This is a genomic window from Leptodesmis sp., assembly GCF_052746595.1.
Window position 1 is genome coordinate 40,109 of sequence record NZ_JBRAGO010000019.1, and the last position, 11,375, is coordinate 51,483.

Annotated in this window: 9 protein-coding genes and 1 tRNA gene; 5 read left to right on the forward strand and 5 right to left on the reverse strand. The window is 49.9% G+C overall.

Annotated features, from left to right (window positions below):
- Positions 1–7: 7 nt before the first annotated feature.
- The 3 genes from ACUVQO_RS06335 to ACUVQO_RS06345 form a co-directional block, all read right to left on the reverse strand.
- Positions 8–1,876, reverse strand: coding sequence for an ABC transporter ATP-binding protein (locus ACUVQO_RS06335; protein ID WP_445925047.1), 1,869 nt, complete (start codon positions 1,874–1,876; stop codon positions 8–10).
- 169 nt (positions 1,877–2,045) lie between these two features.
- Positions 2,046–2,174: a hypothetical protein gene (locus tag ACUVQO_RS06340; RefSeq protein ID WP_445925048.1), complete on the reverse strand. Its 129-nt coding sequence runs from the start codon at positions 2,172–2,174 to the stop codon at positions 2,046–2,048.
- Between the two features lie 10 nt (positions 2,175–2,184).
- Positions 2,185–3,507, reverse strand: coding sequence for a glutamate-5-semialdehyde dehydrogenase (locus ACUVQO_RS06345; protein ID WP_445925049.1), 1,323 nt, complete (start codon positions 3,505–3,507; stop codon positions 2,185–2,187).
- Positions 3,508–3,812: 305 nt separating this feature from the next.
- Between ACUVQO_RS06345 and ACUVQO_RS06350 the strand changes: the two genes are divergently transcribed.
- Positions 3,813–5,021, forward strand: a complete 1,209-nt coding sequence (locus ACUVQO_RS06350) for a tetratricopeptide repeat protein (protein WP_445925050.1) — start codon at positions 3,813–3,815, stop codon at positions 5,019–5,021.
- A 97-nt stretch (positions 5,022–5,118) separates the two neighbouring features.
- Positions 5,119–5,202, forward strand: a tRNA-Ser gene (locus ACUVQO_RS06355).
- A 7-nt stretch (positions 5,203–5,209) separates the two neighbouring features.
- Here ACUVQO_RS06355 and ACUVQO_RS06360 read toward each other — a convergent pair.
- Positions 5,210–6,073, reverse strand: a complete 864-nt coding sequence (locus ACUVQO_RS06360; RefSeq protein ID WP_445925051.1) for a phosphoribulokinase — start codon at positions 6,071–6,073, stop codon at positions 5,210–5,212.
- 390 nt (positions 6,074–6,463) lie between these two features.
- On the opposite strand from ACUVQO_RS06360, the gene ACUVQO_RS06365 reads away from it, so the two are divergent.
- A complete protein-coding gene (locus ACUVQO_RS06365) occupies positions 6,464–7,219 on the forward strand; it encodes a 2-phosphosulfolactate phosphatase family protein (protein ID WP_445925052.1) in 756 nt (251 codons plus the stop codon).
- A gap of 65 nt (positions 7,220–7,284) precedes the next feature.
- On the opposite strand, the gene petH is transcribed toward ACUVQO_RS06365, so the two are convergent.
- The gene (petH, locus tag ACUVQO_RS06370) at positions 7,285–8,529 is read right to left on the reverse strand and encodes a ferredoxin--NADP reductase (protein WP_445925053.1); all 1,245 of its coding nucleotides are present in this window, start codon (positions 8,527–8,529) and stop codon (positions 7,285–7,287) included.
- 582 nt (positions 8,530–9,111) lie between these two features.
- On the opposite strand from petH, the gene ACUVQO_RS06375 reads away from it, so the two are divergent.
- Positions 9,112–10,116: a phosphoribulokinase gene (locus ACUVQO_RS06375; protein ID WP_445925054.1), complete on the forward strand. Its 1,005-nt coding sequence runs from the start codon at positions 9,112–9,114 to the stop codon at positions 10,114–10,116.
- 271 nt (positions 10,117–10,387) lie between these two features.
- A complete protein-coding gene (locus tag ACUVQO_RS06380; protein ID WP_445925055.1) occupies positions 10,388–10,990 on the forward strand; it encodes a hypothetical protein in 603 nt (200 codons plus the stop codon).
- Positions 10,991–11,375: the final 385 nt, after the last annotated feature.

Here is an 11,375-nt window from a genome sequence, read left to right on the forward strand (position 1 = left end):
ATTTACTTTATCCCAAAGAAATGCCTCTTTGGGCCTGGCGTTCCCGGATGCGCTCGAGCGTGCCCACGGGAATGGCTGAAATCAACTGACGAGTGTATTCCTGCTGGGGATGGCGATAAATGCTTTCAGCAGAGCCAATTTCCTCAATACGCCCCCGATTCATAACGATAATGCGATCGCTCATGAATTTCACGACACTTAAATCGTGAGAGATGAAAATGTAGGTGAGATCAAATTCCGCTTGCAGTTCCTTTAAAAGATTCAGCACCTGAGCCTGAACCGATACATCCAGAGCCGATACCGATTCATCGCAAATAATGAACTTGGGTTGTAAGGCGAGCGCACGGGCGATACAAATGCGCTGTCGTTGACCGCCGGAAAACTCGTGGGGATAGCGATTAATCGCCTCAGCCGTCAGTCCTACCCGTTCCAGTAAGTAGGCGGCTCGCTGGCGTTGTTGAGTGCGATCGTTGGGCTTGTGGTGAATTCGCATCGGCTCCATGATCGCAGCTCCCACCGTCATCCGGGCATCCAGAGAACTGAAAGGATTCTGGAACACAATCTGCATATCCTGCCGCATCCGACGCAACTGATCAGGCTCCAGTTTGGTAATATCCTGCCCGTCAAACATTACCTGTCCATCCATCGGCTTAATTAGTTGCAGAATCGCCCGCGCCAGCGTCGATTTACCACAGCCGGACTCACCCACCAGACCCAGGGTTTCACCGGGATAAACCTCGAAACTGACATCATTAACGGCCATGAAATAGCGTTTTGTGCGGCCAAAAATGTTACGAATCGGAAATCCCACGCGCAGGTTTTGCACCGATAGCAGGGGTGCTTTTTTCTCCAAATCCGTTAACCGCTGCTGCAATTCTTCAGGACTGACTTCCTCACTTGCGATCGCCTGATTAATGTCCCTGGCCCGCTCCTGAATCACCAGTTCTCCATCCGGTCCCTTGGACACCTGCATAAAATCGGCCACCGTCGGTAACTTTCGCAATCGCTGATTGAGTTGCGGGCGGCAGGTCAGTAGCCCTTTGGTATAGGGATGCTGGGGATTAGAAAAAATCTGCCAGACCGGGCCAGCTTCGACAATTTTGCCAGCATACATAACGGCCACATGGTCGGCAATTTCGGCAATGATCCCCAGGTCGTGAGTAATGAACATGATCGACATGCCCCGCCGATCGCGCAAGTCCCGCAGTAAGTCCAAAATTGTCGCCTGTACCGTCACATCCAGAGCCGTGGTAGGTTCATCAGCAATCAGCAGAGCTGGATCGCAGGAAATCGCCATCGCAATCATCACCCGCTGCATCTGACCGCCGGATAACTCATGGGGATAGCGGTTGAGAAAAGCGTTTTTGTGGCGATCGATCTCGCGCTGATCTCCATTAAATTGTTGGTGTAGTTGGTCATTGTTGGGCAACAGGCGCACTTCCTGTAGGCGGGCGATCGCTTCTTTTTCCGCATCAGCTTTGGAGAGTCGTTTGTGAAGACAAATTGCCTCGACTAACTGGAACCCAATGGTATAGACCGGATTGAGAGAAGTCATGGGTTCCTGGAAGATCATCGAAATTTCTCCCCCCCGGTAATCTTCCAAACGGCGAGTAGGTAACTGAGCCAGATCCACAGGTTCGATCTGATCCTGTCGCCCCTGAAACAGGATTTGTCCCCCTGTAATGGCTCCTGGAGGTGGCACCAATCCCATTACTGCCAAGGACGTAACCGATTTTCCAGATCCCGATTCCCCAACAATCCCCAGCGTCTGCCCACGTTTGACTTCAAAGGAAACTCCATCAACGGCTTTAACAATTTGTCCATCAGTGGTGAATTGAACTTGTAGGTCTTTGACGTTGAGAACCGTGTCGCTCATAGGGAGTCAGGAATCAAAAAAAGATTCTTGGATTCTAACAGCCCGGTGGGGGGTTGGGGATTGGGGATTAGGGATCAGGGGTCAGGTAGTTCACTCCTGATCTCGCCCCAGATCCTGCTACCTGACCTAAGCGATGATCGTCAACCCAGTTAAACAGTTTTGCTGATAGTCAAGTAGCTACTTCATCTGACTCATAGCCTGATGGACTCATCACAATGATTTCCCCATTGACTAATTCCATACGATAGTCAGGAGCTTGTTGTTGCAATTTCTCCAGGTCTTTAACCATGAGAGACATAAAACCTCCATTACAGATCCTGGTGAGTAAAGGGTTTGGCGTTGGAACCGGAGTAGGTGGCAGCCATGTGGCCATTACCGACTAATTGATATTTGTAAGTGACTAATCCTTCTAACCCCACGGGGCCACGGGGAGGCATTTTTTGGGTACTGATGCCGACTTCTGCGCCAAAACCATAGCGGAAGCCATCGGCAAATCGGGTGGAGCAGTTATGGTACACACCAGCCGCATCCACTTGAGCCATGAAGGTTGCAGCGGCCTGCTCATCTTTGGTGACGATCGCCTCTGTATGCCGTGATCCATATGTGTTGATGTGAGCGATCGCGTCTTCCAAAGAATCGACAATCTTGATCGCCAGAATCAGATCGCTATACTCGGTTGACCAATCTGCCTCCGTGGCCGGTTGAATCGGGAGAATTTCCAGGGTACGGGCATCGCCTCGCAACTCCACGGCTTTCTCCTGCAAAGGGACAATTGCCTGCGAGAGAAAATCTTTGGCGATCGCCTGATGCACCAGTAAGGTTTCAATCGCGTTGCAGGCAGCGGGATACTGGGTTTTGGAGTCGATCGTCAGGGCGATCGCTTGGGGAATATCAGCGGCTTTATCTATATATAAATGACAGATGCCGTCGGCGTGTCCCAACACCGGAATGCGAGTATTTTCCTGAACAAATCGGACAAAGGAATTGGAGCCACGGGGAATGATCAAATCCACATAAGTATCCAACTTGAGCAATTCCAGCGTTTCCTCACGAGTGGTCAGCAGTTGCACCACCTCCGGATCTAATCCGGCCTGCTCCAGTCCCTGACGAATGGCTTTCACCAATGCCTCACAGGAGCGAATGGCCTCTTTGCCGCCCTTCAAAATCACTCCATTGCCCGACTTAATCGCCAAGCTGGAAATTTGCACTACTGCATCGGGCCGCGCTTCAAAAATTACGCCTAGCACGCCTAGAGGACAGGTGACTCGCTTCAGCACCAATCCGGTATCCAGTTCTCGATGAATTTGCACTGCTCCGATCGGATCTGGCAACCTGCCGACATCCCGCACTCCTGCGATTGCCCCTCGTAACTTTGTCTCATCCAGTTTCAACCGGGCATACAACGCACTGGCTAACCCCTCTTCCTGGGCAGTCTGACAATCCGCCTGATTGGCTGCCAGAATTTCCGGTGCAGCGGCTTCCAGAGACTGGGCGATCGCCTCCAACGCCTGATTTCTCATCTCTGTCGGTGTCCTTCCCAGGTGCAGTGCACTGGCACGAGTTCTTTTTGCTAACTCAACCAGGGAAGACAGAAAAGCGGAATCAGGAGCAACAACGGGTGAGATAGTCATGAGACTGCATCCAATTGAACCGGGAAGACTCTTCAAGTCTACAGTAAGGGGTGAGAGGTGGGGGCAGGTGGGGGAGGGGAGGGAGGGGGTGAAGAGGTGGGGGAGGGGATCGTTCTAAACTCAGAACTTAAAACTTAAAACGTTTTACTCTTCACTTTCAACTCTTTACTCTCAGCTTCCCCAAATCCCAAATCGATAAATTATTCCCCTGTAGTCCTTTCAATTCATCCGGGTATCCTTAGTTGCAAGATCTCAAATTGAGATTGCCAGCAGAACATTCGAGCAAAAATACAAAGAGTGCTCTTATGAGTCAGATCGTTTATCGTGAGGCGACCAGGGTGGAAACAATTTTTCAACAGGCGTTGGAGTTGAGTCAGCAGGAAAACTTTGAAGCGGCGATCGCACAGTTTGATCAGGTGCTGGAGTTGCAACCCGATCATGTCGCCGCCTGGAATGAAAAAGGCTATACATTACTGAATCTGCAACACTACGCCGATGCTCTTTCCTGCTTTGAACAGGCGATCGCCCTACAAGCCGATGATCCCTTGACTCACTACGGTCTGGCATCGGCAGCCTATGCCATGGAGCAGTACGAAGTGGCGATCGCAGGTTTCCAAAAAGCATTAGACCTGCAGCCCGATTTTCCCAACGGTCATTACAGTCTGGCACTGGCGTACTATGCACTAGGGCAGTACGAGGCGGCAATTACTCATTTTCAGCCTGCTCTAGAGACCCAACCAGATTGTTTTGATGCCTGGTATTACCAGGCATACGCCCTTTACGCCACAGGTCAGGCAGAAGCGGCGATCGCATCGTTTAATCACTGTTTGCAACTGCGATCTCAGTGTGCCGAAGTTTGGTATTATCAGGGACAAGCCTTAAGGGCTACAGGCCGCTACGAAGGAGCCATTAAGCATTTTACTCAGGCCCTGGAATTACAACCAGACTACCAAGCTGCCTATGTTGGACGTGGCGATGCTTTGCAAGCTTTAGGGGATCACGAAGCGGCTGTCTCCAGCTATCAGAAAGCCCTGGAACTGCAACCCCAGGATGCCGCAGTCTGGTTACAACAGGCTCACAGTTTGAAGTATCTGAATCGCCAGCCGGAAGCATTAATAGCTTACCAGAAAGCGCTGGAACTGGATCCTGCCTCCTGGGAAGCCTGGTATGGTCAGGCTGGTGTGCAGATAAAATCGGGCAACTTTGAAGCCGCGATCGCCAGCTATGACCGCGTTTTGGAACTGAACCCCGACTCTTACGAGTCCTGGTTTAACCGAGGCGTTGCTTTAAGGAACCTGAACCGTTTGGAAGAGGCGGTGGCCAGCTATGACAAAGCGCTGGTCATTCGTCCTGGTGATCATCGAGCCTGGAATAATCGGGGTGGTGTACTGGCTAAGCTGGGCCGTTTGGAAGCCGCGATTGTCTGCTTTGACAAAGTTTTGGAAATTAACCCAGACGATACCAAAGCCCAACAAAACCGGGCTGCATTGCAGAAGCGATTAAAATCACCCTAGCGACTGTTGCGCAACACTAAAAAATGGGTCATGGCTGAGTAAATGCTGAATCATGTACGGAGCGATCGAGACAGGTTAAACTAAAACAGTCACTTCTGGAGAGGTGGCAGAGTGGTCGAATGCACTCGACTTGAAATCGAGCAGGTGATGAGCCTCGCGGGTTCGAATCCCGCCCTCTCCGTTTTCCATTAAAGCGACCCCTCGATCGCCTTCAGCATGTGGTAGGCCACCAGCAGTTGGGTAATTGCCAGCGGGTAGCTTTGCAGCATTTCTCCGGTGGTTCCCACAACTTTGCCCAGTTCCGGGTTCATTTCCCGATCGCAAAACGACAACAAATGGGGAATATCGCCGCAAATGAAATGCTCCAGTTCCATCACCTGGTCTTCCGTAGCGTGGCCATCCACCTCCAGCACATCTACGGGTTTGCCCATGTCGCGATCAAGTCCTAAGCGAATGGTCGTCTTGGAGTAGGCCGTGGCATCGCAACTGACAACCTTGGTCAGGTCGGGGTGAGGAATATTGGGTCTGAGTACCAACCGGACGTTTAAATGGGCGCTGCGCTCATTCGGGGCTTCTTGAGGTGGATAAAACTTCACCACAATGTCAGACCATTGGCGCTGGGGACGGATAAATTGTTCAGAATCCGGTTCCCGCTTCCGCATTTCTGCGAGCACTTGCTCTTCGGTATAGCCACGCTTCCGGGTGTCCCGTTTGATTTTCCATTTCGCCCGTAGGTCTTCTGGAGGAGCCAAGTAAACTTTCACGTCGTAACAGTCCCGTGCCCCACGGGTAGAGTAGCCCAGCAAGCCCTCGACAATCACAAACTTGTTGGGTTTGATGTACTCTGGTGGGTCAAACGTGCCTGTTGAGTGGTTGTAAATGGGTTTCAAGATGGGTTGCCCGCTGCTGAGAAGGGCCAAATGCTGCTGCATGATGTCCAGATAATTACAGTCTGGATGCAGCGCGGTGATGCCAAGCTCAGCCCGCTGCTTGCGATCGTAGCGGTGGTAATCATCGGTGCAAATTACGGTGACATTTTCCGGCCCCAGCACCTAAGCAATCCCCTTCGTCAAGGTAGTTTTACCAGCGGCACTGTCTCCCACAATGCCAAGAATGATTGGGCGATTGCTCATGATTCCTCCATGCAGAGAAACAGTCCATCTAAATGGCTGCAGATTGGTTTATTGTAGGAAGGAATGGAAAGGGAAGCAATCTAAGCTCGCAGTTTATAGAGAAAACCCTACAAAGAAGAAGGCAAAAATTGATACAACCAAGCCTTTGCTTAAAATGCCCCTACCAAGCTGCTAAAACAGATAGTCTGGCGGCATTGTATCCTGGTCGACTCCTTAAATTGCGGCTTTGGTTCAGCCGCTAGACTCATACTCAGTGATACACAATTTGTCATAAAGTTGAAACCACGCAGTACGAGTAACCTCCCATCTATGAAGCTATCGATTTTCCATACCCCTGAACAAACCCCGACTACCACTGCAGCCGATTGCGCGATCGCCGTCGATGTATTGCGAGCTACCAGCACAATGGTCACGGCTCTATCGGCAGGGGCAGAAGCCGTGCAAGTCTTCAGTGACCTCGATAAACTGCTGCAAGTGAGCGAAAACTGGTTGCCTGATAAGCGAATCCGGGCTGGTGAGCGAGGCGGGGCCACGGTCGATGGCTTTGATTTTGGGAACTCTCCCCTGGAATGCACTCCCGATCGTGTAGGCGGTCGTCGTCTCTTCATCAGCACCACCAATGGAACTCGCGCCTTGCAACGGGTGCAGGCCGCGCCTACAGTGATTGCTGCTGCTTTAACTAATCGCCGAGCAGTTGTAGAGTATGTCCTGGACTTAAAGCCTGAAACCGTATGGATTGTTGGATCGGGATGGGAAGGCGACTTCTCGTTGGAAGATACGGTCTGTGCTGGTGCGATCGCAGAGGGATTGTTGCAGGCCCTGGGATGTTCCCTAGAAGAATTGGCAGCCAATGATGAGGTGATTGGGGCGATTAGCCTCTACCGCCAGTGGCAGGATCGGCTGCTGGAGTTGTTTTGTCACGCCAGTCATGGGAAGCGACTGCTCCGGCTGGAATGTTACGAAGACCTCAAATATTGCTCTCAGACTGACATTCTCAGCATCGTACCGATTCAGCGGGAACCGGGAGTCTTAGTTACAGAACGGAAACCTGCGATCGTCTGTTAAACATTCAAAAACTGGGTTTCTTCTGAGAAACCCGGTTTCCCGCTCTAGAGCAACTCTAGGGATCTCTAGTAAGTTTCAACGTGCCAGCGGCCTGCTCGCTTCAACTGGCGCTGATATTCTTTCCACTCGATACCTTCTGCTGCTGCCACAGTTGAAAAAGCTGCATCAATGCCATCTTCCATACCTTTGAGGCCACAAATGTAAGCATGGGTTTTCTCCTCTTTCAGGAGGTTCCATAGCTCTTTGGCGTGTTCTGCAACCCGGTGTTGAATGTACATCCGGCCTCCTTCGGGATTCTTTTGTTCCCGACTGATGGCATAGGTGAGACGGAAGTTATCGGGATATTTTTGCTGCATTTCTTCCAGTTCTTCCTTGTATAGGATATTAGACGTGGTGGTAACGCCAAAGATCAACCAGGCTAACCCTTTAAATTGATAGTCATGATTGATGGCCCGTTCTCCATCTTTAAACATCCGCCACAGGTAGGCCCGGAAAGGAGCAATTCCAGTTCCAGTCGCCATCATAATGATTTTGGCATCCGGATCTTCTGGTAACAACATTTCTTTGCCCGTTGGCCCTGTAATCTTAACTTCATCACCCGGTTTCAGGTTGCAGAGATAGGTTGAGCAGACCCCGTAGACCGTCTCCCCAGTTTCGGGATGCTTGTACTCCAGTTGTCGCACACACAAGGAAACGGTTTTATCATCCAGATCATCGCCGTGGCGAGTGGAACCAATGGAGTAGAGACGGAGTTTCTCAGGCTTGCCATTTTTATCCAATCCAGGGGGAATAATGCCAATACTCTGACCTTCCAGATAACGCAGATTGCTGCCGGAAATGTCGAACTTGATGTGCTGACAGATGCCAATCCCACCTTCTTTGACCAGAGGTTCGTTAGAAATGCACTTGCCAATAAAAGGCGCGGTGGGACGGTAAATGTTAATGGGAATATCCGTAGCCGCCGCTTTCGCTTGAGTCATGGGCTTACTCTCGGTTGCTGGTGTACTGTTGTGTACAGTTTGCGAGGCTTTCGAGGTTGATTTCTGTTCTGGAGGAACGTTTCCATTCTTACTTTGCAGAACATCGACAGGCTCAATATTGACAATTTTGCCGCCCATCCGAGTGATGCGCTGGAAGGTATCGCTCATACGCTCGTAGGGAACGGTAATGAAGGTATGGCCACTGTTCCGAATCGGGTAAGTCATCCCATCCGTTGCCGGACTCTGGCGTAGCCCAACGACCTCAAATCGAAACAAACGGCTTCCAGAGCCTGTGTTGGCCGTTGCGCTGGATGCGCTTGGATTGTCCATGTTGTCTAATACTCCGCTGAAAACCTAACCTAACTTAATTATTGTGCGGTAATGTGCCCTATTTGACCAATTACCCAGCATACCTTTATCCTAAAGGAGCTAGATGCAAAAGCAATTTAGAATAGAACTACTAAACTTAAATGTAGGTAAATGTAGGAAATGGAGGGATCAAAGGGAATGTGCAGCGAGCGATCGCTACAATTTTCCAGAAAACTTTAGAAAACTTCAATTGTTGGATATCAAACCTCTCATAAATTTCCTTAGCCTCTAGCTTGTAGCGATGATCCCCTTTTGGTAAGATCACTATAACGGTAGTATTAAATACTTATGTAAAAGACTTTGCGCTGCCAGCGAGTCAGATCAGCTCTGCTGTTATAAGCTGCAAAATCTTTTCTTGATTTTTAGCGCAATTTTTTGCGCTACTGCTGAGGGTTAGTCGTCATAGTGTTAAGTGTCATTTCCGGCAACTCAACACTTGGTTTCGCTAGTGCATTGCCACTCCAAGCAAATCCAGTTAGCCCAAAGGTGAAAAATTTTTTCGTCAACCTAGTGATTGAGCAACCCTTTCGTTAGAGGAAAATTATGACCAGTAAGCCAGACCGTGTGGTTTTAATTGGCGTTGCCGGAGATTCTGGGTGCGGCAAGTCCACCTTCCTGCGCCGATTAACAGATTTATTTGGAGAAGACTTTGTCACCGTCATTTGCTTGGATGACTACCACTGTCTGGATCGGAAGCAACGGAAGGAAACAGGCATTACCGCGCTCAATCCCAAAGCCAATAACTTTGATCTGATGTATGAGCAGATCAAAGCCCTGAAGAGCGGCGAAACAATTAACAAGCCCATCTACAATCATGAGACTGGCACGATCGATCCGCCGGAGCTTGTGGAACCTAATCACATCGTTGTGATTGAAGGACTGCATCCCCTCTATGATGAGCGGGTTCGGGGATTGCTCGACTTCAGTGTCTACCTAGATATTAGCGATGAAGTGAAAATCGCCTGGAAGATCCAGCGGGATATGTCAGAACGGGGCCACACCTATGAAGATGTGTTGGCAGCCATTAACTCCCGTCGTCCGGATTTTGAGGCTTATATTGACCCTCAAAAAGAATTTGCGGATGTGGTCATTCAAGTATTACCGACGAAGCTGATTCAAAACGATCAGGAGCGCAAAGTCCTGCGTGTACAAATGATTCAGCGGGATGGGGTAGAAGGATTTGAACCCGCTTACCTGTTTGATGAAGGTTCGACAATCGACTGGATCCCCTGTGGCCGCAAACTCACCTGTTCTTATCCTGGAATTCGGATGCACTACGGTCCCGATACCTACTATGGGCATGGAGTTTCTGTGCTGGAGGTCGATGGCCAGTTTGATCGCCTGGAAGAAGTGATTTACATCGAACAACACCTGAGCAATACGTCCGCCAAGTATAACGGTGAATTAACTGAGTTGCTGTTGCAGCATCGGGATTATCCAGGTTCTAACAACGGTACGGGTCTGTTCCAGGTGCTAACGGGCTTAAAGATGCGGGCTACCTATGAACGTCTAGCGGCAAAAGAAGCTAAAATTGCAGCTCGAGTTTAGAACTGTAAACGTGGGAGTACGGAGGGATCTGTGCTCCCTTTCATTGATTAGTTGACTCAATAAGGGCTACAGCTTTTCCCGATGAACCTGAGGATTTTCTGTTGCTACTTCCATCTATAATTATTAATTAAGTTTTACAGATATCGTTGGAAAACCTAGCTTACCCGTTTGGAGCAATCAAGCTTAATCAGCAACGGGCTTATATAGACAAAGCTGGTAAGAAATCAGGTGTATTCCTAGCGTTAACAAATTGCTTAAGGAGCTATCCGCCATGACTGCTGATAATACGGCGAAGGCAACTGAAGACTTATCTAAATCCTCTGGTCAAAAAGCGCGTTCTTCCCGCTCTACCAAAGCTGCATCAGAAGTCAGCAAAGTGGTTGAGGAGCAGACGGTCAAGCCGGACAGTGCTAACACAAACGATGGAGATTCTATGAGCACAGACAACGTGGTTCAAATCACAACTCGACCTGTTCAAGAAGGGGGTTCGGAACAATCTTCGATCGCCCTGCGCCAACCTGTTGCAATGGTTGGGGATCGGCCTGTGATGCCCAGTGAAATTGAGGTTGCAGAAACCATTTCTGTAGCAGGGGTGCGCCCGATAGCAGTCAGTCATTTAGTGCTAGCTGGTTCCTATTTGAATGGTCGTCCCATTGAAGCCAGTAGCTTGAGAGTGCTGGATATGCTGCCGGGCGATCGTCCTATTTTTGACAGTGGATTTAGGGCTGTAGAGGGTGCTATGCTACCTGGCCATCGGCCGATTATGGCAAGTCCGCACGAACTGCTGGAAGCCTCCATGCTCCCTGGCAATCGTCCTATTGCCCCCAACGAGGATGATCCTGAACCCGCGGTATTGATGGGCTACCTGGATTAGTATTCGTTGATCACTCCAGCGGCTGAAGTCGCGGCTATGCGGAGAAAATCTGCCGACGCAGGTTACTGAAAACCTTGATTGTATTGAGTCTGCGTCGGCAGATTTGGTGAGTGTAGTCGCAGTTTTAACCGCCAGATACTTTTCAAAAACCCTTTTATTTAATGGGCAGTCTGCTTACGCTCTTACTACTAATGGCTCTATTTGTTAGAGGTTTTTGGCTCTACGGTTTTCTCTGGCTCTGAAGTACTCAACGCCTGATCCAGCACAGAGCGAGCATGCTCTGCCTGTGCTCTGGCCTCCCGATATTTCAAATTTGCCTGAGCGTAGGTTATGAAGCTCAGACCACCTGCTGACGCGAGGTGGTGGTGTCAGTGCTAATCTGAGA